The 21,028-nt window shown below is 49.5% G+C and carries 20 protein-coding genes, 1 tRNA gene and 1 other RNA gene; 9 read left to right on the top strand and 13 right to left on the bottom strand.

All coding sequences use genetic code 11. The annotated features are described in order from the left end of the window. Positions 1-28: 28 nt before the first annotated feature. Complete coding sequence (locus ACY2RR_RS24170; RefSeq protein WP_490110767.1) at positions 29-847, bottom strand: glucosaminidase domain-containing protein; 819 nt, start codon at positions 845-847, stop codon at positions 29-31. Between the two features lie 159 nt (positions 848-1,006). Between ACY2RR_RS24170 and ACY2RR_RS24165 the strand changes: the two genes are divergently transcribed. Both ACY2RR_RS24165 and ACY2RR_RS24160 read left to right on the top strand, forming a co-directional pair. Continuing rightward, positions 1,007-1,609: a Yip1 family protein gene (locus ACY2RR_RS24165; protein ID WP_490110766.1), complete on the top strand. Its 603-nt coding sequence runs from the start codon at positions 1,007-1,009 to the stop codon at positions 1,607-1,609. Between the two features lie 162 nt (positions 1,610-1,771). Further along, a complete protein-coding gene (locus tag ACY2RR_RS24160; RefSeq protein ID WP_490110765.1) occupies positions 1,772-2,263 on the top strand; it encodes a SprT-like domain-containing protein in 492 nt (163 codons plus the stop codon). Here ACY2RR_RS24160 and ACY2RR_RS24155 read toward each other — a convergent pair. Both ACY2RR_RS24155 and recQ read right to left on the bottom strand, forming a co-directional pair. Next, the gene (locus ACY2RR_RS24155) at positions 2,248-2,601 is read right to left on the bottom strand and encodes an Hpt domain-containing protein (RefSeq protein ID WP_490110764.1); all 354 of its coding nucleotides are present in this window, start codon (positions 2,599-2,601) and stop codon (positions 2,248-2,250) included. The two genes, ACY2RR_RS24160 and ACY2RR_RS24155, sit on opposite strands and share 16 nt — an antisense overlap. Before the next feature lie 30 nt (positions 2,602-2,631). Continuing rightward, on the bottom strand, positions 2,632-4,440 hold the full coding sequence (recQ, locus tag ACY2RR_RS24150; protein ID WP_490110763.1) for a DNA helicase RecQ: 1,809 nt from the start codon (positions 4,438-4,440) through the stop codon (positions 2,632-2,634). A 125-nt stretch (positions 4,441-4,565) separates the two neighbouring features. Between recQ and ACY2RR_RS24145 the strand changes: the two genes are divergently transcribed. Then, entirely contained in the window at positions 4,566-5,126 is a 561-nt protein-coding gene (locus ACY2RR_RS24145) for a UPF0149 family protein (protein WP_490110762.1), read from the top strand. A gap of 52 nt (positions 5,127-5,178) precedes the next feature. Here the strand turns inward: ACY2RR_RS24145 and ACY2RR_RS24140 are convergent, their stop codons facing one another. Continuing rightward, positions 5,179-6,576, bottom strand: coding sequence for a substrate-binding domain-containing protein (locus tag ACY2RR_RS24140; RefSeq protein ID WP_490110761.1), 1,398 nt, complete (start codon positions 6,574-6,576; stop codon positions 5,179-5,181). Between the two features lie 149 nt (positions 6,577-6,725). Here ACY2RR_RS24140 and ACY2RR_RS24135 point away from each other — a divergent pair, with 149 nt between their 5' ends. The 3 genes from ACY2RR_RS24135 to ACY2RR_RS24125 all read left to right on the top strand — a co-directional run bounded on the left by ACY2RR_RS24135 (position 6,726) and on the right by ACY2RR_RS24125 (position 10,502). Continuing rightward, on the top strand, positions 6,726-8,762 hold the full coding sequence (locus ACY2RR_RS24135; RefSeq protein WP_490110760.1) for a hypothetical protein: 2,037 nt from the start codon (positions 6,726-6,728) through the stop codon (positions 8,760-8,762). A gap of 104 nt (positions 8,763-8,866) precedes the next feature. After that, on the top strand, positions 8,867-9,397 hold the full coding sequence (locus ACY2RR_RS24130; protein ID WP_490110759.1) for a hypothetical protein: 531 nt from the start codon (positions 8,867-8,869) through the stop codon (positions 9,395-9,397). A 103-nt stretch (positions 9,398-9,500) separates the two neighbouring features. Beyond that, positions 9,501-10,502 carry a tetratricopeptide repeat protein gene (locus ACY2RR_RS24125; RefSeq protein ID WP_490110758.1) on the top strand — a complete coding sequence of 334 codons (1,002 nt, stop codon included), beginning with the start codon at positions 9,501-9,503 and terminating at the stop codon, positions 10,500-10,502. A gap of 76 nt (positions 10,503-10,578) precedes the next feature. Here the strand turns inward: ACY2RR_RS24125 and recR are convergent, their stop codons facing one another. The 6 genes from recR to ACY2RR_RS24095 all read right to left on the bottom strand — a co-directional run bounded on the left by recR (position 10,579) and on the right by ACY2RR_RS24095 (position 15,831). Continuing rightward, positions 10,579-11,181: a recombination mediator RecR gene (recR, locus tag ACY2RR_RS24120; protein ID WP_490110757.1), complete on the bottom strand. Its 603-nt coding sequence runs from the start codon at positions 11,179-11,181 to the stop codon at positions 10,579-10,581. Between the two features lie 40 nt (positions 11,182-11,221). Further along, entirely contained in the window at positions 11,222-11,548 is a 327-nt protein-coding gene (locus ACY2RR_RS24115; protein WP_490110756.1) for a YbaB/EbfC family nucleoid-associated protein, read from the bottom strand. A gap of 30 nt (positions 11,549-11,578) precedes the next feature. Then, positions 11,579-13,570 (bottom strand): DNA polymerase III subunit gamma/tau, encoded by a 1,992-nt coding sequence (gene dnaX / locus ACY2RR_RS24110; RefSeq protein WP_490110755.1) that lies wholly within the window; start codon positions 13,568-13,570, stop codon positions 11,579-11,581. 151 nt (positions 13,571-13,721) lie between these two features. Beyond that, positions 13,722-13,819: signal recognition particle sRNA small type (gene ffs / locus ACY2RR_RS24105), an RNA gene on the bottom strand. 115 nt (positions 13,820-13,934) lie between these two features. Next, positions 13,935-15,113, bottom strand: a complete 1,179-nt coding sequence (gene pncB / locus ACY2RR_RS24100; protein WP_490110754.1) for a nicotinate phosphoribosyltransferase — start codon at positions 15,111-15,113, stop codon at positions 13,935-13,937. 73 nt (positions 15,114-15,186) lie between these two features. Then, on the bottom strand, positions 15,187-15,831 hold the full coding sequence (locus ACY2RR_RS24095; RefSeq protein WP_490110753.1) for an isochorismatase family protein: 645 nt from the start codon (positions 15,829-15,831) through the stop codon (positions 15,187-15,189). A 128-nt stretch (positions 15,832-15,959) separates the two neighbouring features. Here ACY2RR_RS24095 and ACY2RR_RS24090 point away from each other — a divergent pair, with 128 nt between their 5' ends. After that, positions 15,960-16,667, top strand: a complete 708-nt coding sequence (locus tag ACY2RR_RS24090) for an NUDIX hydrolase (RefSeq protein WP_490110752.1) — start codon at positions 15,960-15,962, stop codon at positions 16,665-16,667. On the opposite strand, the gene ACY2RR_RS24085 is transcribed toward ACY2RR_RS24090, so the two are convergent. Continuing rightward, entirely contained in the window at positions 16,656-17,573 is a 918-nt protein-coding gene (locus ACY2RR_RS24085; RefSeq protein WP_490110751.1) for a TIGR01777 family oxidoreductase, read from the bottom strand. The genes ACY2RR_RS24090 and ACY2RR_RS24085 overlap by 12 nt on opposite strands. Positions 17,574-17,681: 108 nt before the next feature. On the opposite strand from ACY2RR_RS24085, the gene phrB reads away from it, so the two are divergent. Together phrB and ACY2RR_RS24075 are read left to right on the top strand one after the other, a co-directional pair. Continuing rightward, the gene (phrB, locus tag ACY2RR_RS24080; protein WP_490110750.1) at positions 17,682-19,118 is read left to right on the top strand and encodes a deoxyribodipyrimidine photo-lyase; all 1,437 of its coding nucleotides are present in this window, start codon (positions 17,682-17,684) and stop codon (positions 19,116-19,118) included. 5 nt (positions 19,119-19,123) lie between these two features. After that, positions 19,124-19,438 (top strand): c-type cytochrome, encoded by a 315-nt coding sequence (locus ACY2RR_RS24075; protein ID WP_490110749.1) that lies wholly within the window; start codon positions 19,124-19,126, stop codon positions 19,436-19,438. A gap of 42 nt (positions 19,439-19,480) precedes the next feature. Here ACY2RR_RS24075 and ACY2RR_RS24070 read toward each other — a convergent pair whose 3' ends face one another. Together ACY2RR_RS24070 and ACY2RR_RS24065 are read right to left on the bottom strand one after the other, a co-directional pair. After that, positions 19,481-20,749, bottom strand: a complete 1,269-nt coding sequence (locus ACY2RR_RS24070; protein ID WP_490110748.1) for a uracil-xanthine permease family protein — start codon at positions 20,747-20,749, stop codon at positions 19,481-19,483. A 123-nt stretch (positions 20,750-20,872) separates the two neighbouring features. Then, a tRNA-Arg gene (locus ACY2RR_RS24065) sits at positions 20,873-20,949 on the bottom strand. Between the last annotated feature and the right edge of the window lie 79 nt (positions 20,950-21,028).

Below are 21,028 nucleotides of genomic sequence, written 5' to 3'. Positions count from 1 at the left end.
ACCAGCCTTTATAATCAATTCGAAAGGGTCACCCTTCTCTGGCCACCTCTATTACATCATCAAAGCGGGCCAGACGATTACCATTAATCATCCGCACAATCTCATCTACGTAGACATAACCACGCTCAGAGTACTTCCCCAGCCCCTGGGCCAGGTAAGCGCCAGTGATGGTCATCCCATTAATTCGTGCGTTGGCACGTAATTCTCTCAAGGACTGATATTGGGCATGGGTATTTAGGTTTTTGATATAAGCCCGTACAGAACCATCAACATCGTCGAACTTTCTGACTTCGTGAGTAAAACCTTCAGTACGGGAGTTTGGCACAAGTCCACAACCTTTCAGGAAGCACCACTGGCCAAAATAGTTATTCCCCTCGCGGGCAAAACGGGAGGTTCCCCAACCGGATTCATTGGCAGCCTGAGCCAGTGCCAGTGAAGGAGGAATAACATCTACTCTCAGTAGCATCTCTGCAAACCAACCACTATCAAGCTTTTTATCAAGCCGGTAAGCGCCTCCGACCTGGGTTAACCAGCTTTTGTCTTCACTGGTCAGGTTTTCCTTAGTGCTTAGAGCAGCCAACCGAGCGCGCTGAGTAAGAATCTTCTTATTTTCCTGCTCAACCATTGGGAGAATGTAGGAGAAAAAGGTTTGTTTTTTCTGCTTAACATCACTTATGGCAGTAAAGTCAGGAACACCCGCCAACTCCCAGGCTTGCTTGGGGGCAGGTTTATCAACAACCGGAGCTGAGACCGCTGCTCTTTCTGGTTCGCTATCCAACACCAAAGACATACCAAGAACAACAGCCAGAACAGCTGTTAATGTGAAATCCACAGAAAATCTACTCAAATCGCCACTCCTGTTTGTAACCCACAACTGACAACCCTGTTGCCAAGAGTCTCACATACTGTTTAACTGAAAGAGTCGAAGGAAAACGACAAACTAATAATTTATAAAAAGACGCCAGCTCGCAATTGCAGTCTGTACTGACTGGCAGGGAGGAGCACGATGAGTTTGACTCACGTATGGGGGCTATTTATGCACCCCGATCAGGAATGGCGCAGTATCCGTGATGAAAAACCTACCATCCTGAAATTTATTATTTCTTATCTCCTGTTTATGGCAGCGATCCCGGCAGTCAGTGGCTACCTGGGCACAACCATAACTGGCTGGCAGCTCCCCGGGGGAACCGAAGCAGTTCGCCTCACCGAGTCAAGCGCGGCCATTATGTCAGTTTTTGCCTACTTTGCCACCATAGCCGCGATTTTAGTTATATCAGGATTCACCCACTGGATGGCCCGAACCTTTGGCTCAACTCCCACTTTCGGTCAATGTCTGGCGTTTACCGCCTATACCGCCACTCCTCTTTTGATTGGTGGTTTATCTGGCCTGATTCCATCTTTATGGACAGCCATGATCATAGGCACAGCTGTAATTAGCTGGTCGGCGTATCTGCTTTATACCGGTATTCCGGTATTTATGGATATCCCCTTCGAACGTGGAGTTATCTTTGCCAGTTCTATTCTCTGTGTAGCTCTGGTGGTTCTAGTGGCCACTATGGCAGTAACCGTTACGTTGTGGAATCTGGGAGCAGGTCCTGTTTATACCTAAGCAACCTGAAAACTCTGCATCTCTATAGCGACTCCTCAAAACATCGGGCCATAGTAAGGCCCGATTGTTTTTCTGCAAAAATATTCTCTGGCACCCCGCCAAACCGCGACTAGAATTTCCTGCGTTTCATCCTCACAGCTCCAATATCAGGCTGAAAAAGCAATGGAATTCCCGGAAATAGATACACGTATTCAGCAGCTTCTGCGCGTCGCATCCAGTTACTACGATATGCCCTTTTCGCCACCCAGAGTGCTACTGGATTTAACCGGTGCCGATGCCGGGCAGGCCATACCGGAAGATAACCTTCTGAGGTTTAATCAGGAATTTTGCCGCCACAACCGCAATCATTTTGTTCACCATATTGTCGCCCACGAAACCGCGCATCTCGTGGCCCAGAGGATTTATGGTCATACCATTGCCGCTCACGGCAGGGAATGGAAAGGTGTAATGAACAGGGTTTTCCATGTACCGGCTGTTTGTAACCATAATTACGATCTGCGCCAGAGTTCACGTTACCGTTTCATTTATGGCTGCCGCTGCACAAATAGAGAAACCCCGCTTTCTGCTATTAGACACAATCGCAAAAAACGGGGTGTGGTGTATTTCTGTGGTGACTGTGGAGCGCGGTATCGCTTTCTTTATGAGGCGATATAACCGTTGAGGGCTGTTTTTACATCAGAGAACAAGGTTTCTGCCTGGGTAACCAGTGGGGCACAAGAGTCATCCAAGCCACCATCAGCTGCTTTTTGCTCGAGGTCGAGACATAGAGCCTGAAGCCCCAGGGCTCCAATATTCCCGCAGCTTGATTTAAAGCTGTGGGCCGCACGCCGGAAACTTTCCACATCCCCATCGCCAAGGGACTCTTTCATCAGCTGTAACTGGGTGGGGCCATCTTCAAGGTAAAGGGTTACCAGCTCTTTTACCTCTTCTTCCCCTTCGTCTCCCATCAGTTCCTTGAACTCATCCAGAACAGAAAAATCTATCGGATCCATGATCGGCATTCCTCCCTGTTTTCCAAAAGACTAGCAGTCCTCAGGGATATGCTTTGCCAATACTTTCAGGAATGCCTCACCATAATTATCCAGTTTGAATTGCCCTACCCCGGAAACCTGAAGCAGCTCTTCCGGAGTGGAAGGTCTTGAAGACATCATGCCTCGCAAGGTCGCATCGCTGAACACCTGAAACGGCGGAACTTCTCTCTCTTTAGCCAGCTGCAAGCGAAGAGCACGCAGCTCCTCCCAAAGCTCGGCATTCTCGCCATAGAGTTTTTGTTCCGGCTTGGCGGTATTGAGTTCCTGAACCTCGTAGCGATCCCGACGCAGTTCAAGGCGCTCTTCTCCCCGAAGAAGCTTCCGGCTTTTTTCTGTCAGCAGCAAACCTCCATGGGTTTCAGATGTCACCGTGACATATCCACGGGCTACCAACTGGCGATAAACCGAACGCCACATGGGCTGGCTGAGTTCTTTACCAAGGCCAAAGGTTGAAACTTCTTGATGCCCCAGCTCTTTTACTCGCTTATTGGCTTTCCCCAACAAAACATCAACAAGGTGAGTGACTCCGTAACGCTGCCCGGTTCGATAAACATTGGAAAGTGCTTTGCGGGCTTCCTCGGTGGCATCCCAGGAGGACACAGGCTCCACACAAAGATCACAGTTGCCACATTTATCTTCCCGCTGCTCACCGAAATAGCCCAACAGTTCCTGACGACGACAACCCGACATTTCACAAAAACCCAGCATTGCCGTGAGCCGCTGTCGCTCCAGCTGCTGCATATTCTGGTTCATTCCTGATTGAGCCAGCATCTGCCCGAGAATAATCACATCCTGCAGGCCATAAACCAGCCAGGCTGTTGCAGGAAGGCCATCCCGCCCGGCACGGCCTGTCTCCTGATAATAAGCCTCAATACTGCGGGGCATATCCATATGAGCCACAAAGCGCACATCAGGTTTATCCACTCCCATACCAAAAGCGATGGTCGCCACCATCACCATATTTTCCGTAGTCTGGAAACGCTGTTGGTTATGCTGGCGAACTTCCGCATCCAGCCCGGCATGATAAGGCAGAGCTTCTACCCCATGCCTTTGCAGCCAGGCTGCCAGTTCATCCACCTTACGGCGGGACAGGCAGTAAACAATGCCAGACTGCCCGGCATGATCTTTCAGAATAAAGTCCAGCAACTGCTTGCGGGCATTCCGTTTTTGGGCCAAGCGATAAAAGATATTGGGACGATCAAAACTGCTGACAAACCAGCGCGCCTGTCCTAAATCCAGACGTTCAGCAATTTCTGAACGGGTCCGCTGATCAGCGGTTGCTGTCAGTGCAATGCGGGGGATATTGGGAAAACGCTCATGGAGAACAGAGAGCTGCAAATATTCCGGGCGGAAGTCATGTCCCCACTGAGACACACAGTGGGCTTCATCAATAGCAAACAGTGCGATTTGCAGGTATTCCAGTGTCTCCATCATCCGATGGGTCATTAATCGTTCAGGGGAAACATACAACAGATCAATTTCGCCCTGCTGCAGGCTGTTTTGAATGTTGTATTGCTCTTCCATATCCAGGCCGGAATGAAGCGCTGCGGCGCGAACGCCCTGAAGGTTCATGGCGCCTACCTGATCCTGCATCAGGGCAATCAGAGGTGAAATAACGATGGCCGTTCCCGGACGCATAAGCGCAGGAATCTGGTAACAAAGACTTTTGCCACCACCTGTGGGCATTAACACCAACGCATCGCCGCCCTGTGACACATGGTCAATTATTGCTTCCTGCTGACCACGAAACGCAGCATAACCGAAAACATCAGCCAGAATATCCCGAGCCCGGTCTGACATAGCACCCCAGAAATAACAATTAACGATCAGGAAAAACCGCAGTATACACGTCTGAGCTTCCAAATTGCCTCAACACACGTCAGACTGTTTGCATCTTTTATCACCCCCGCTCAAGGGATTACTTTATGACAGACTCAGAACTGCTTCTCGACGGCCAACTTTTTCAGGCTCTCGACAAAATGGCGGATACCGACGAAGAAAGCCTTGATGCAATTATGGGTCATGGTTACCTGACCGCTCAGGTGATCAGTCCGGCTCCCGATTCTCCGGAGCAGATTTGTGAGGTTATGTTCCCCAACCCTGAAGCCACCGGCCTCAGTAAAGAAGAACTGACCCGTGGTATCAGCGACATTCTTTCTTTCATTGATAACCAGCTTAATGATGACAGTGCAGAGTTCGCTATTCCGGTTGCCGTTGAAGAAGATGAAGAGTTGCTGGAATCTGAACTGGCCGACTGGTGTGCCGGTTTCCTGGAAGCTCATATTGAACAGGAAGATGCCTGGCTGGGAGATAATGAGCAGGCGGTTGCTGAACTTTTGCTGCCTGTTGCGGCTCTGTCTGGCCTGTTTGCCGATGAACCGGACTTCAAAGAGATCTCAAACAACGGTGAATTACTGGAAGATATGGCAGCACAACTGCCAGAAGTCATGATTGAACTGTATCTTCTGATGCGCGCAGATGGTTAGGTTCTAACAAGATAGCCTGCCAGCCGGCAGGCTATTTTTCATACCAAACTGTTCAAGCTTCCCTTTCTGCCAGATTCTCTCTCTTCCTAGCCTGACTCAGCTGTTGAGGGCTTGCTTCAAACCACACCTCAACACGCCGATTCTTCACCTTCGCAGACTGATCAGTGCCATCGGACAGATGGAGATACTTGCCATAGCCATGTAAATCCAGATGTCGTCGGGAGACACCTGCCCGAATCAAAGCCCTGCGCACAACTTTTGCCCGTAGTTTTGAGAGCAATTGAGAGTAAGAACTGCCATTGCCTTCTGCAAAACCCACCAGCAGAAGATTGCCTGGATTGCTCTCCATAAACTCAGCAATGCGCTTCACATCCTGCCGCGCCTTATTATCAAGACGGGCCTTGCCATCATGAAACCGGAAATTCACAGACAACCGCTGACTATCCTGCACCAGCTCTTTATAGGAATTTGGAGTTGTAGAAATATCTGCCAGCAGAGGCTTTATGTTCTGGGAGATATAACCCACACGATCCACAATCTCCTGCCCCTGCACACCAATCACCCAAGACATAAAATCACGGGCGTAGGCATTAGGCTCGATACCGGGCAGATAAAGGTATAAACGCCGAGCCAAGGCATAATCCTCTGTGGCAACGGTTAAACGTTCAGGGTTAAGGGCTCGAGTCTCCCCAGCAGCAATTGCCAGGGCTTTTGCACGGCCAATGGTATTTAAACTAACAAAGCCAATAGCGGCAGAGTCATCCGCAACCCGACCTGATAACGTGGTATTGGATTCGAATCGTTCAGCCGCCGCGGTGAGCTTGTAGGTTTTTCCCAAAACAAGCTTACGGAAGGTATCCCAGGTTCCAGACTGATTATCTCGAGCATATACAGTAATCGCTTTATCAGGCCCGCCAACCTGACTCCAGTTATTGATTTCCCCAGAGAAGATTCGGGCAACATCCGTTGTGCTCAGCTGGCTTAATGGATTGCTGGGATGAACAACAACGGCAATTCCATCGATTCCCACAACATACTCAGAAGATGAAGATTGGAGGTCTCCAAACTCAATCATCTTCAGCCGTTCTTTCTTTTTAATTCTGCGGGATGCTGCTGCAATATCAGCCTGCCCGGCCATCATCGCCTTAAAACCACTGGAAGAACCGTGAGCTTTCACCTCCACAGCAATCTGCTGCCCTGTAGCAATATGGGTTGCCAGGATATTCTGCTCGTTAACCACCGAGGTATTGAGAATATTTATATCCTTAAATCCTCGATCCTCCAACCAGCTTGCCACCAGCTCTGGTCCCAGCTTGGCACCGATGGTGTTAGAGCCCTGCATGGTAAACAGAACACCCTCTGGTTTGCTGAATAGAGGGCGCGCCAAATCTTCGCCTCTGGCCAATCCACTCAGCAGCATCAACACTAAAAACCAGCGCAATACCGACATAGTCACTCCTCCCAAATTTCCTGAGGAAATAAGCTAGCGGCGAACTATTACAAACTAATGAAAAGACCATCCTTTAATAAAAAGCCTGTTTGTTAGACTTAATTGTTACAGGAATACAGTTATTAAATTCAGACAGAAAGGACGTTGTCATGGATTCAGGAAGCATAGGAAGGCCCTCAACCCCATCCACTCTCACTCCGGTGGATCCAGCGTCCGATGACAGCGCCAGAGCCCAAGAAGGCAAGAACGGCGTTAAAACCACCGAACCACAGGATAATGCCAAAATCAGTAGAGAGCGCCCTCCTGTCCCACCCAAATCTTTAAAAGTATTGGCCCGGGCTGCTGCCACAAAACACGGCGTACTTCCCAGCGTCCAGCAAAAAACCCAACAGTTTGAACCTAAAACATCCGAAACAAAGGAACAGCCAGCCACAAAACCTAGGGCTCCCACTCAAAGCGGGGAAGAGCTTTATGCCAATTTGGACACACTCAGAAGACAAATAGAAGGCGACACAAAACACCAGCCAAGCGTAAAAACAGAAAGTCAAAAACTGCGCGAAGAAATTCAGGAAAACAAGACATCCGGCAATGCTGCTAGCAACTTCAGCAAAATTAAAGAAGAACTTGTTAAAAACATGATGCCCACTCCGCCTTCTGAGAAATCAGAAAGTACCGGTGACTCATCACTTGATCAGGCTAAAAAAGATCTGGAAAAAGAAGAGCCGTCATTTCGCCCCAGAAGTAAATCCCTGAGAGACCGTGGAGCATCAGCTTTAAAAAATATCAAAGCAAGGTTTTCCAGAAGCCAATCCACCCCCGATTTAACCAAAAGTGAATCAGCACCAAGACTAAAACGCAGCGAGTCACTCCCTACCGGGTTTATACAAGCAGAAAAACTATCAGAAATACCCTATACCCGTGATAGTCATCCGTTAGCACCTATTCGTGGAGATCTTGATGGCCAGCTTCAGGCTATTAAGGACAACATTGCAACCATGCGAGATATCCTGGCTAAATCCAGAAATCCACAAACTCGCAGCATCGCTGAAAAGACAATTCCACAGCTAGAGGTATTACAACAACGTGCTGAACAATTCTTAGATACCTTGGATGGATTATCGCCGGCGACTATAAAAGATCATGAGATGCAGCTACTCGATCAACCCGCTGTCCTTCAGGGGGGGATTGATAAAGCCATGAAAGCCATATCACGTCAGCTTCCTCATATTTTTAAGACCGAAGATGATGTATCTGATATTGAGGATGATGAAGACGATGAGATTCAAGAAGAAGTTGAAGAGAGCAAACCCCAAGCGAAACCCAGACGTTTTAGTGCTCTTGCAGCTCAGAGAGGTGTAGATAGCAGCGCTATCAGTACGCCATCAATGGAACAAACAACTGTAAAGCCAAGCCTTTCCCCGATTCCAGGCACAGAGGGCAAACCCGCACCGGCTTACAGGGAAGCTGAGACGCTTTCAGATAAACCATTCGATCCGTCTAAAAACCCAATGAAGGATGTTGCCGACAAACTGCAGGCACAACTGGACGACATTAAGGCGAAAACAACGGAACTTGAAAAGTTTATAAAAGTTGCCAAAAACACCAAAGCCAATAAAAAAGATAAAGCACTGGCACAGAAAGCTCTTCAGGCGCTTGATGGTGTAAGAAAGCAGGTGGAAGCATCAAAAAATGAAGTTCTTTTTCTCTCTCCAGCCACACTTGATAGCGAAGGCGCTAAACTTCTCGAGCGACCAGAGCAGCACCAGCCAACCATAGACAAAGCTATTAAAAAACTCGCGGCAGCCCGTACTGATATTACAAGCCTCCAGTCTTCTCAAGCAGTTAAGGAGCAAGCGTTAGACGCAAGCCAAACCCTGCAGGTTCTTGATAGTCAAGTTGCAACTCTCAAATCTCAGATACAACTCCTGCAGGTACAATCAGAAGGCGTTTCTGCCAAGAAGAAAACCCTCAAATCAACCAAGGATTTTTTAGCCAGTAAACCATTACAGAAACTTGAGTCAGAGCTGAATACCTCCAAAGCCGCCGCAGAAGGTGGCAACGAGGTAAACTGGGTCTCGTTGAAAAAACTGACCGATCTGGTTAATAAGCAGCTTGGAAAAAGTAAGCTTTTCAACACGCCAGCAGCACTTCGGAGCGTCCAGTTAACACCACCAGAAGTTAAGTAGATCAGGCTATATTTCAGGGTTCACTCGGCATAAAACCGCGCCAAGACTTATCCAAAACCCGGATCTGTGTTAAAAGAATAAAAAAATAATCGGCAGATAAGCCCATGTCAGAAAAATATGAATTGGTTTTTTCCGGGGAAACCACTCCCGGCGCGCCGCTGGAAAAAGTTCGCGCCAATGCTGCAAAGCTTTTCCATGCAGGGCCAGCGCAATTAGAAAAATTATTCTCCGGTTCCCCAGTAGTCCTCAAGAACAACCTTGAGAAAGCTACGGCAGAAACTTATCTCACCAAACTGAAATCTGCCGGGCTTATTTGTTCCATGCGCGCCATGAAGCAAAAGCCTGCTCCACAACCTGCTTCTCCCGCAGCAGCCAAACCTGCGGCCCCTAAACCTCAAACAGCTCAACCTGAAACCCCTAAACCTGTTGAACCGCCAAAAGCTGCTCCAGTAGAAGAAGGAAGCTTTTCCGTGGCTCCTGTGGGATCAGATGTTAATCCCCATGAAGAGATTCCTGTTCCACCAATGCCAGACACCAGCCAGTTCTCGCTAAAAGAGCAAAAAGGCTATCTGTTTGATCAGGATGATACGCCTCCCCCACCGCCACCAAATACCAGCCATATTACTCTGGAGTAGCTGTCTGTCTGTCAAATCGGTCAATTGCGCAACAAAACCCCGTGGTAGGATTTCCGGCGAGTGCTAAATAACAACTAACAATAACAGTGCGCAGGACCCTTCCATGCTAAAGCAAAGATTTTTTGTACTGATGGCCAGCTGCCTGCTGGCCTTCTCAACACTCATTCAGGCCAATCAGGCAAAAGACTGGAACAGCTATCCCGCTGAACTGACAGCGTTTGATTACAGCGGCGACAAGCTGAAAGAGAGCTGGCCTCTCCTCACTCGTGGCACCAAAGAGCCTTTCCCCGATGTGGCTTACATCAAGTCTATGGGAGAGAAGTTTCCTGAAGCAATGGCACTCTCAGTCAAGGAATTGAGAGCCAACGCTGCCAACATGGGCATTGATTATGAAATCCCTGAGCAGCTTAGAGAACAGGATTACCAATTCTACTCTGAGCTGATTCAGCAAACCTGGCGCTACCTTTTTGAAGGCCGATTCCAGGAAGCCCGTGAGCTGGGAATGCAGCTTGGCCCAATGGGTTATATCCCCGGCCTGTATGCCCAATCCATCTATGCTCAGCATCTCGCCAACAGTCAGGACGAAAAGCATGACATGCTTCGTGAAGTCATCGACACCACAAAGCGCATGGAAAGCTATGTTCCTGATTATCCCTTTATCCTGTTTGGCAGCGCTTACGCCAAAGCCCGAATCTCTGAAGATCTTTCCATGACCAAAGCGCTGGCAACTGGTTACACCAAACCTATGAAGCGCGACCTGGAAAATCTGGTATCACTGTATCCTGAGCACATGTATGGCTATGCCTCTCTGGGCGGTCTGCACGCAGGTATTGTTGAAAAGTCCGGCAGCAAGTTCCTGGCACGTATGACCTATGGCGCTACCACTGACGATATGGAGAAGTACTTTGGTGTTGCCCTTGCGGTAAAACCAGCTCTTCCTGTGACTCGTCTGGAATATGCAATTGCTCTGGTTCGAGTTTATGGTGACGACAAAAAAGATGAAGCCATTGCTTACCTGAAAGAAGCAGTAGCCATGACTCCGGTTCATGCTGAAGAAAGTCTGGATATTGCCAAGGCAGCGCGCCTGCTGAAAGAGTGGCAATAAACCTACAGCATCGACACAAACAAAAAAGCCCGAAGTTATAAAACTTCGGGCTTTTTCCATTCAGGAAAGAAGGAAGTTAATCAACCAGTTCACGACGCCCGGCAAACGCATGCATCAGTGTGCCACCATCGATATATTCCAGCTCGCCGCCCAGAGGAACACCATGGGCAATACGGGAAACTTTCACGCCCTTCTCCCGTAAACCGGAAGCAATGTAGTGCGCAGTAGCTTCACCTTCTACCGTTGGGTTGGTAGCAAGAATAACTTCTTTGATACCGTCATCTTCAACCTGCGCAAGAAGCTGATCGATACCGATATCATCAGGGCCAATACCATCAATGGGCGACAAATGTCCCATAAGAACAAAGTACCGCCCCTGAAAGCCACCAGCCTGTTCAATAGCCAGAACATCAGCGGGCGTTTCCACCACACACAGCTGCCCGGTTCCACGCTCAGGCCGGGTACAGATATCACAGATATCCTTTTCCGTTAAGGTACGGCAGCGCTGACAGTGACCAACGCCATCCACAGCTTCTTTCAAAGCGGAAGACAGCTTTGATGCACCTTCCCGATCCCGCTCCAGCAAATGCAGCACCATTCTCTGGGCTGATTTAGGACCAACACCCGGCAGGCATTGCAAAGATTCCATCAGTTGAACAATCAACGGGCTGAATGACATGCTATCGAACCACTTCCCTGATTAATCTTACTTCTTATTCTTAGAACGGCATTTTGAAGCCGGCAGGCAGGCCCATGCCGCCAGTCATTTCGGACATGCGATCCTGCTGGTTCTTTTCAACCTTACGAACTGCGTCATTTACCGCAGCGGCAATTAGGTCTTCCAGGATTTCTTTCTCATCTTCCATCAGGGAAGGATCGATCTCAATGCGACGAACATCGTGACGACCAGTCATGGTCACCTTCACCAGACCGGCACCAGCTTCGCCAGTTACTTCTGCGTTAGCCAGCTCTTCCTGCATTTTTTGCATCTGCTCTTGCATCTGCTGGGCCTGCTTCATCAGGCCACCCATACCACCTTTCAGCATAACAACCTCGTCTTGCTAAATTTCAAATAGTTATGAACCAACCGGCTCAATTGTTTGTTCAAGTATGCGACCGGAGAAAGCCTGAACAATAGCCTGTACCCGATCGTCAGTAAGAAAACTCTGTCGCGCAGCTGCCAGACGTTCCAGTCTGCGGCGCTCACGCCAGGCTGCCGGGGTTTCTGTCGCAATATCCCCGGTTTCCACTTCAAGGGAGATCTCTTCCCCAAAGTACTGGCTCAGCGCTGCCTGAATACGCTGGCGATGATTATCGTTATAAAGCGTGTCATGTTCTTTATCGAGGCGAAGCAACAACTTGCCCCCGCCACAGTTCGCCAGCTCACAATGGGAAACTATGGCACCGGTTACACCGCCCATACCCAGCGTTTGGCTCAAAGGAATCCAGTCGTTAACCTGCAAGCTAGCGAGAGGAATTCGCTCTTCATCAGAAAGAGTCTGAACAGCAGGAACATTCTCCTGCATTGCTGGCGCTGGCTCTTTAACTGGTTCTGGAACAATCTCAGGTGCCTGCTGCATAACAGGCGCAACAGGCTCTGGAACCAGCTCCGGTATGTTTTCTAGAACGGGCTCAGCAACAGGCTTCGAGTCATAAATATCCAGAGGGGGTGCATCAGCAACTACCGGCTCTGCTACAACGTGAGCTGGCGGCTCATCCCAGGGAGGAGGCTGCAAGTCAGATGCTGGCGCAGGAGCAGGTTCCTGCACGATAGCTGGCTCTACAGGAGTTTTTGGCTGGACAGGTTCCGGCAGCGGAGCAGGCTCAGCTGTTTGCACTTGTGCCGCAGGCTCCGGCTCCTCCGGCTCTTCTCTTGATTCAGAAGAGGTTGGTGCTGATGACTCCGGAGCTTTACGTGGCTCTCGCTGAGAAACATCATTAGAGCCACCACCTGGCAAAGCCTGCTGTGGCGCGGTAGGAACACCATCCGGACGGAAAGCCAGCATCCGCAGAAGAACCATTTCAAATCCGGCTCTTGGGTCAGGAGCCAAAGGTAAATCCCGGCGGCCAATCATGCCGGTCTGGTAATACAGCTGAATATCTTCAGCTGTCACCTTTCCAGCCAGTTCAAGAATACGTTCACGATCACCCTGACTGTTATCCACAACATCGGGAACAGCTTGTGCCAGTGCAATTCTATGGAGAGCGGAGAGCATGTCTCCCAATACGGCAATATAATCCGGGCTGTGTTCTGCCAGCTCACTCACGGCATCAAGAACAGCGCCTGCCTGCCCGGCAACCAAAGCATCAAGAACCCGGTAAACCTGATCCTGATCGATGGTTCCCAGCATAGCTGTGACAGCCTGACTGGTGAGCTTGTCGCCACAATAAGCAATCGCCTGATCCGTAAGACTCAAGGCATCCCGCATACTGCCATCAGCTGCGCGGCCAAGTTGCCAGAGGGCAGGCAACTCATAACCTACCTTTTCGCAATCCAGAACATGCTGCAGGTGCTCTACAACCTTCTCGGGCTGCATATTTTTCAGACTGAACTGCAGGCAGCGAGAAAGAATGGTAATCGGCAACTTATGGGGATCAGTCGTCGCCAGCAGAAACTTGATATGGGGAGGCGGCTCTTCCAGGGTTTTCAACAGGGCGTTGAAACTGTGGGTACTGAGCATGTGCACCTCGTCAATCAGGTACACCTTGAAACGGCCACGAGTCGGCGCGTACTGAACGTTATCAAGCAGCTCTTTGGTATCTTCCAGACGGGTACGGCTGGCTGCATCGACTTCAATCAGATCAACAAAACGGCCTTCATCAATTTCCCGGCAGGCAGAGCATTCGCCACAGGGTTCAGAGGTGACCCCGGTCTCACAGTTCAGACATTTCGCCAGGATACGGGCAATACTGGTCTTACCAACACCCCGGGTACCGGTAAACAGGTAGGCATGGTGTAGCCGGTCATTGTCGAGGGCGTTCACCAGCGCCTGCAGAACGTGAACCTGACCCACCAGTTCCTTGAAGGTACGGGACCGCCATTTGCGCGCAAGCACCTGATAACTCATGGGTTATTTGCCACCATTCAGTTAGCTGCTCGAAGAAGAAAATACAGGATTATATGCTAACCGAGTTGGTGCGAGGATGCACGATACGATCAAACACAAAGGAAACAATTCGGGAAAAGAAGAATTCAAAGCAGGAAGAAATGGAGGCGTCCCCTGCCAGCCAACACCCCGGCACATGCGCGCACTGCTACCGTTGCTCCCTTCCGGGCCTGGCGGAGTTCACAGCTGCTCATTGCGGGGGGACCGACAAGGTCCGCCATCGCGAGATTCGAAACGGAGAAAACCTGTCCCGAACGCGGTCGCATTCTCCATAAACCCGACCGCTTTTGCAAGAGGGAAACGATTATTTCTTAGCTTCTGCTCATTAAGAAGCCAACGAGTAAACGCGTTTCAGGTTCTCAACATAACCTTTGTCGAGACACATCGTCTTACCTGGGGCATCAGAAATCTTGGCCACCGGCTGGCCATTACAAGAAACCAACTTCAACACAATATTCAGAGGGCGGCCGCCTACATCATTTGTCAGCCAAGTGCCAATACCAAAACTGGTGGCAATACGCCCCCGAAAGTGGCGGTGGATATCCAGCGCTTTGGTAAAGTTGAGTCCGTCACTGAACACCAACACCTGCTTAGCAGGATCAATATCCAGCTGTTCAAAATGTTTAAGCGCTCGCTCACCCCATTCAACAGGGTCACCGGAGTCATGACGCAAGCCGGAGTAACAAAGCGCCAGCTCCCGATCAAAATCCCTGAGGAACGCAGACATGCTGATAGTATCCGTCAGAGCGATTCCAAGCTTGCCCTGGTATTCCTGATACCAGACTTCCAGCGCCTTGCGCTGACTCAACGAAAGATCATCCACCAGCGCCTGATGGGCCTGCAACCATTCATGCCCCATTGTGCCAACCGGCTGCAAACCAAGTCTTTGCGCCAACATAATATTGCTGGTTCCCGTCAGACGAGTGGACTCTCTCTTAACAAGAGTCTCCAACAACTCCTGGTGCCACTCAGAACTGAAGCGACGTCGGGTGCCAAAATCGACAAAGTGGAACTGCTCATCCGCATCCAGGTGAGCATCAAGCCAGTTCAGCTTGGCATCAAGGTTTTCACGAGCCAAAGCCAAGCAGGCACCTGCTTGCAAGTGGCGGCCATAAAGTTCACTAACGATGGCAAGGATATAAATTTCAAAGAGTGTCACTTCCAGCCATGGGCCACGGACGTTAATCTGCAAGCCTTCTGGGGAGATCTGAACATCAACCTTCTCAGGGTCAAGCTTCTGCTCGGCAAGCCAGTCCAGATAATCCGCCTGAAAAATACCACTTTCTTCCAGCCACTTGCGCTCATCACTGCCTAAGCGCAAATCAGCAAGATATTTTATCTGCTCACGCACTTCATCACTCAGAGGCGTCAAGTCCACAGGCGTACGACAATGGAAGCGTGCATCCACAACAGCTGTCGGGTAATGATGAAAAATACCCTGCTGCATAGTCAGCTTGTAATAATCAGTATCAAGCAGCGAGGTAATAATGGGATCAGATGACATACAACAACAGCCAGGAGCGGAAGAACCACTCGTTTTTAATAATCACACCCAAATAAATCAGGTGCACATAAAATCAATTCACTGACAAGCTGTCAGCATTTTCTACAACCTTCACACCGGCGCGTTCAAGCTCCACAAGAGCTGTCTTTGACGAGTCCGGTGCCAGCCCTCGGGTTGCGGCAAGGTTCAGCACAACCTCGAACCCGCCCTTTATCAGTTGCAGCACGGTAATTTTCACGCAGTAGTCCAGAGCCAGGCCACCGACTATGACAGTTTCAACGCCCCTGTCCCGCAGAAATTCAATCACACCGGTGCTGCGCTGATCTGCCAGATCATGGAAACAGGCGCCGTAGGGATGCATATCAGGCTCAACACCCTTCCAAACGAAATAATCGTAATCTTTAACAGCAGGCAAGCCATCAAGAAGCTCAAAGCCTAATGTTCCGGGCACACCATGACGCGGCCAGCGCACATCAACATTGTCACCTTCAACCGGAGTCAGCATGGGAGCGTCCGGTGTGGCCTCCCAAACAGCTTCTGGTGGATGAGAATCTTTTGAACCAACTCTTACAGATGCCAGTTCAGCCTGGGCATTCAACTCTCCGACAATTCCCAGCCCGCCAGCCACAGGCAATTCAGCCGGGCACAATTCGGTAAAACAGTTCTGGGCATCCACATCAAATGCCGCGATTTTTCTTTTTGATCCCAGGCTCAACATTCTGAACTCTACAAAGTGAACTACATTCACTAACATAGTGAAACTGATTCCAAAAGCTGTCAAGATGTCAGAACATGTGTTTTTATAAGACTGCATCACAATGACCCGGAGATTTGCTCGATTCTGTTATGAGTGAAAACCTGTTTGAAACCCCATCGCCATTGTCAATGGCCCTTATTTCCGTGGACATTGTCGCACTGCGCCTCAACAACGGTCGGCTGCAGGTTTTAACCTCCCCTGCCCGGCACCCACGAGCCAAACATGACCGAGCCTTACCGGCAGGCCGAATAGATCCAACGCAGGATGAAAAACTGGAACAGACAGCCCGTCGCCAGCTCAAAATACTGACCCAAGCTGAACCTTCGTGGCTGGAGCAAGTTGAGACTATCGGCAACAGTCTGCGGGACAGTCGCGGGTGGTCGTTAACTGTTGTCTATTTCGCTCTACTGAGAAACGAACCTGAGCTAGATACACCTGACGCCCAGTGGCTTAATGTTGGAACCTGCTGCAATCCTCAGCTGCCCGATTTGGCATACGATCACCAGAAACTGCTGAAATCCGCCATTGAAAGACTGTGTAATAAAATCCAATACACAACACTCCCCCTGTATCTTTTGCCTGAAGCTTTCACACTGGCAGACATTCGTGATGTTTTTCAGGGTGTGTTGGGCAAAGCCCCTCCAATGCGATCTATACGCAATCGTTTTGGCAACGATGACATTGTGGAAGACACCGGCAAAAAACGTTATGGCAGCAACAGGCCAGCCAGCCTGTACCATTTAAAAGAAGGCAATCAGAATCGTCTGTTTAACCGCCTTTACGAATCAACCCAATAGACTGACAAGGGCAGGTTCAAGCTCCGGATAGTTAAAGCAAAAGCCTGCGTTTTCCAAACCGGCAGGTAACGGATTTTGCCCTTCCAGCAATAGAACCGCACCTTCCCCCAGTAAAAAACGGAGCACAGGAGCAGGCATAGGAAAAACAGTCGGTCGATTTAGAGTACTGCCCAAGGTTCGTGCGAACTCACGGTTAGGCAATGATTGGGGAGCGACAAAATTAAAAGGGCCGCGGGCGCCAGTATTCAACAAATGAATAATCCCACGCACCATATCTTCGATATGTATCCAGGGCATCACCTGTTGCCCTGAACCTACTGGCCCACCAAGCCCCATGCGGAAAGGGGGCAACATGCGAGCTAAAGCTCCATTCTCACTATGAAGCACAACACCAGTTCGAAGAAGACACAACCGGGTTTCACCAGCAATCTTTAACGCCTCTTGCTCCCAATCCTTGCAGAGCTGCGCAGCAAAATCATTACCGGCAGGCTCACTCTCAGCAAGAGGTTCAGCCCCTCTCTCTACACCGTAATAACCAACAGCGGAACCACTGAGAAATACTTTGACAGGAGATGAAAAACGATTGAGCCAGCTTACCAGGTCACGAGTGAGATCAATGCGACTTTGCCTTAGCACCTGTTTGCGTTGCGGACTCCAGCGACGATCAAGTATCCCCTCTCCCGCCAGATTAATGCAGGCATCTGGCCCCTTGTCACCATCCCACTGCTCCAGATGACTGATACATTTTACTGACGATCCAAGAAGGTCGGCCACAGCCTCAGGAGGCTGCCGGCTAAGCACCACAACATTCCACCTCTCAGCAATCAGCGCTGGCACCAGAAACCGACCAATAAAACCCGTCCCTCCGGTTAACAACAGAGTTTTTCCTTTCTCTCTATCAGCCATACATTGCCTCTTGCACTTGAACCACAAAGCTATAGTTTACGTAAGCAGACCCTGTACAGATTACAACTCTGACAACATATCTGGTAACAAAAGCTACAGGTTTCAATAATGGCATCATCCAAGCAATTACAACTGGTCTGGTTACGCAGAGATTTGCGCAGCAGGGACAATAAAGCCCTCTATTACGCCTGTCAGAAAGGGCCAGTAATTTGCCTGTGGTTATCATTTGAAAAACAGTGGCAAGAACATAACGACAGCCCGAACAAAATCTGGTTCTGGCATAAAAACCTGGAAGCACTGAAGAAAAATCTTGAGGTCTTTAATATTCCCCTTATCACCAGAAACCTTCAGAGCTTTGATCAAGCGTCAAAACTCATTACAAAGCTGGCTAAAGATTTAAATTGTGAAGCGGTCTGGTTTAACAACGAGCATGAAGTTAATGAACAGCAAAGAGACACGGACGTTGTTGAAGCCTGCAACGAGTCTGGAATAGCCTGCCACCAGTTTTATGACGACACCCTAGCCCCTCCCGGCTCTCTCCTTAATAAACAAGGGTTACCCTATAAAGTATTCACTCCGTTCCGGAAAGCACTGTACAACCAAATCGCTCCAGAACAGTGGCAACCATTGCCACCTCCAGCCAAACAAACACCTGTAACAACTATTCCTGAGTCCGATCCAGTTCCTCAATACCAGCCGACGGCAAAACAAATTGAAAAGCGCTGGCCAGCCGGAGAAAAAGCCGCGCACAAAGCCTTGAAAAACTTTATTCTGGAAAAGTCGGCTGAATACAAAAAAGATCGCGACTACCCCGCTCTTGATGGAACCAGTTCAATATCCCCTTGGCTCACTGCCGGAGCTTTATCCATACGACAATGCTTTTCTTCTGCAGTAGCCGAAAACAATGGCGAACTGGATACCGGTAATGAAGGGCTCTGCTGCTGGATCAGCGAACTAATATGGCGGGAGTTTTATCGGCACATACTCGTTCAATTTCCTAGAGTCTGCAAAAACAGGGCTTTCCAGACAGAAACCGAATCACTTGCCTGGAACAATAATTCCGATCATTTGGAAAAGTGGAAAGCAGGCAAAACTGGCGTTCCCATAGTTGACGCTGCCATGAAACAACTTGTGGAAACTGGCTGGATGCATAATCGCCTGAGAATGGTTGTTGCCATGTATCTCAGTAAAGACCTGATGCTTGACTGGCGACTTGGCGAAAAGTTTTTTATGGAACACCTGATCGATGGTGATCTGGCATCTAACAACGGAGGCTGGCAATGGGCTTCCAGCACGGGTACAGACGCCGCGCCTTATTTCCGCATATTTAACCCGGTCAGCCAGTCCCAGAAATTTGACCCCAAAGGAACATTCCTGCGACAGTGGTTACCAGAGCTCGCATCACTGGATGACAAAACCATTCACGATCCAGCAGCCAGTGGCTCATTGTTTTATGATGAAAGCGTTTACCCCAAACCACTTGTCGATCACAAACAGGCAAGAACGGCTACCCTTGAAGCCTTTAAAGCTCTGAAAAATGGATAAACCGAGTGATAAAAAAACTAACGATATTAGCCACAATAACACTCTTAACATCAACCACAGCTTTAGCCGAAGCCGATCGCGAACAACAGTTGCAGTTAATACAAATGAAAGGCTGTGCCAGCTGTCACGGTACCAAGGGTCAGGGAAATCCAACAATGAAGGGCCCCAAGTTAGCAGGGCAAACACAAGAACAATTAATAGGAAAGATTAAAGCGTACAGAAGCGGAGAAAAGAAAAACCCGACAATGGCGATGATGACTTATTCACTCACCGATCCAGAGATTGAAACCTTGGCCTCTTATTTCAGTCAGTTCAAATAATCACCTGCCCCGGTTGGGTGGGACCGGAGCAGGAGAATAAAATCAAACTTCCCGTGACTGGTATTGATCCTCACCATCCACGTGAGGCAGAAACAGGTTAAGAAGAACAGCTGTTACCGCGCAAAGACTGACACCTTTCAGAGTCAGTCCAAAGATTTCCACAGACAGATTACCCAACCCGAACACCAGAACCAGTGCCACAATCACCAGGTTACGTGGAAGACTCAAATCTACCCGCGCCTTGATTAAAGTACTTAAGCCAACAACGGCAATAGAACCAAACAGCAGAACCATAATCCCACCCATAACCGGCGTTGGAATAGTTGCCAGCAATCCACCCACCTTACCGATGAACGCTACAACAATGGCAATACAGGCGGCCCAGGTCATAATGGCTGGGTTGTATGCCTTGGTCAGCATAACTGCGCCAGTCACCTCAGAATAAGTTGTGTTTGGTGGGCCACCCAGCACAGAAGCAAACGACGTTGCCAGACCATCTCCCATAAGAGTGTTCTGCAAACCAGGCTTCTTAATATAATCCTTACCAGTAACAGAGCTGATTGCCAGCATATCGCCAATATGTTCTATAGCTGGAGCAATAGCGACAGGGAGCATAAACAGGATTGCGTTGATATTAAATTCTGGCGTAGTGAATGAAGGAATCGCAAACCATGCTGCCTGAGTCACTGGCTCAAAGTTCACAACACCCATTACCAGAGCCGTAACGTATCCGGCAATAATGCCGCACAGAATCGGAATCAGCTTGATCAACCCTTTTGCGACAACCGCCGCTATCAGCGTGGCCAGAAGGGAAACGCCCGCCAGAATCATAGAAGCCTGCGGGTCAATGGAAGGGTTGGCAGAACCATTGGCCATATTTACAGCCACTGGAGCCAACCCCAGACCAATCACCATTATCACCGGACCAACAACAACTGGTGGAAACAAGCGATAGAGAATACCGCTGCCTCGCAGACGAACTACAACACTCAACGCGACATAAAGTAAGCCAGCCGCTGCAAGACCACCCATGGTTGCAGGAAGCCCCCATTCCGCAACACCGAAACTAATGGGGGCAATAAAAGCAAAGGAAGAAGCAAGGAAGATAGGTACCTGACGGCGAGTCACCAGTTGAAAAATCAGAGTACCAGCGCCGGCAGTAAAAAAGGCAACGTTAGCATCAAGGCCGGTAAGAAGAGGAACAAGAACAAGTGCACCAAAGGCAACGAACAGCATCTGTCCGCCCATAAGCGCCTGCCTGGGCACAGACCACTCATCCGCAGATGGGGTCACTGATTGATTTTTTGTCATGGGTATCCGATCCCTTTTTTTAAGCGATTTTAGCGAGCTTTCATTTATTAGGGAACGGCGAAGGGAGCCCGGAAGAAAGAGCTCCCCTGTGCAACAGGATGTTGCAAGGCATGGTAAGATATATGGCGCGCTCAGGAGGATTCGAACCTCCGACCGCCTGGTTCGTAGCCAGGTACTCTATCCAGCTGAGCTATGAGCGCATAAATGGCGCGTCCTGGAGGATTCGAACCTCCGACCGCCTGGTTCGTAGCCAGGTACTCTATCCAGCTGAGCTAAGGA

It is taken from the genome of Parendozoicomonas sp. 2304DJ65-17, from assembly GCF_058148445.1.
The sequence above is the reverse complement of the archived record's forward strand: the minus strand, read 5'-3'. Positions and strand labels throughout refer to the sequence as shown.

Excerpts from the sequence above, each read along its gene's own strand:
- ACY2RR_RS24140 (WP_490110761.1), bottom strand. The coding sequence starts at position 6,576 with ATGTCGGTATTGCGCTGGTTTTTAGTGTTGATGCTGCTGAGTGGATTG.
- ACY2RR_RS24070 (WP_490110748.1), bottom strand. The coding sequence starts at position 20,749 with ATGACAAAAAATCAATCAGTGACCCCATCTGCGGATGAGTGGTCTGTG.
- phrB (WP_490110750.1), top strand. The coding sequence starts at position 17,682 with ATGGCATCATCCAAGCAATTACAACTGGTCTGGTTACGCAGAGATTTG.
- pncB (WP_490110754.1), bottom strand. The coding sequence starts at position 15,113 with ATGTCATCTGATCCCATTATTACCTCGCTGCTTGATACTGATTATTAC.
- ACY2RR_RS24135 (WP_490110760.1), top strand. The coding sequence starts at position 6,726 with ATGGATTCAGGAAGCATAGGAAGGCCCTCAACCCCATCCACTCTCACT.
- ACY2RR_RS24145 (WP_490110762.1), top strand. The coding sequence starts at position 4,566 with ATGACAGACTCAGAACTGCTTCTCGACGGCCAACTTTTTCAGGCTCTC.
- ACY2RR_RS24095 (WP_490110753.1), bottom strand. The coding sequence starts at position 15,831 with ATGTTGAGCCTGGGATCAAAAAGAAAAATCGCGGCATTTGATGTGGAT.
- recQ (WP_490110763.1), bottom strand. The coding sequence starts at position 4,440 with ATGTCAGACCGGGCTCGGGATATTCTGGCTGATGTTTTCGGTTATGCT.
- ACY2RR_RS24085 (WP_490110751.1), bottom strand. The coding sequence starts at position 17,573 with ATGGCTGATAGAGAGAAAGGAAAAACTCTGTTGTTAACCGGAGGGACG.
- ACY2RR_RS24115 (WP_490110756.1), bottom strand. The coding sequence starts at position 11,548 with ATGCTGAAAGGTGGTATGGGTGGCCTGATGAAGCAGGCCCAGCAGATG.
- ACY2RR_RS24130 (WP_490110759.1), top strand. The coding sequence starts at position 8,867 with ATGTCAGAAAAATATGAATTGGTTTTTTCCGGGGAAACCACTCCCGGC.
- ACY2RR_RS24125 (WP_490110758.1), top strand. The coding sequence starts at position 9,501 with ATGCTAAAGCAAAGATTTTTTGTACTGATGGCCAGCTGCCTGCTGGCC.
- ACY2RR_RS24155 (WP_490110764.1), bottom strand. The coding sequence starts at position 2,601 with ATGGATCCGATAGATTTTTCTGTTCTGGATGAGTTCAAGGAACTGATG.
- ACY2RR_RS24165 (WP_490110766.1), top strand. The coding sequence starts at position 1,007 with ATGAGTTTGACTCACGTATGGGGGCTATTTATGCACCCCGATCAGGAA.
- ACY2RR_RS24160 (WP_490110765.1), top strand. The coding sequence starts at position 1,772 with ATGGAATTCCCGGAAATAGATACACGTATTCAGCAGCTTCTGCGCGTC.
- dnaX (WP_490110755.1), bottom strand. The coding sequence starts at position 13,570 with ATGAGTTATCAGGTGCTTGCGCGCAAATGGCGGTCCCGTACCTTCAAG.
- recR (WP_490110757.1), bottom strand. The coding sequence starts at position 11,181 with ATGTCATTCAGCCCGTTGATTGTTCAACTGATGGAATCTTTGCAATGC.
- ACY2RR_RS24090 (WP_490110752.1), top strand. The coding sequence starts at position 15,960 with ATGAGTGAAAACCTGTTTGAAACCCCATCGCCATTGTCAATGGCCCTT.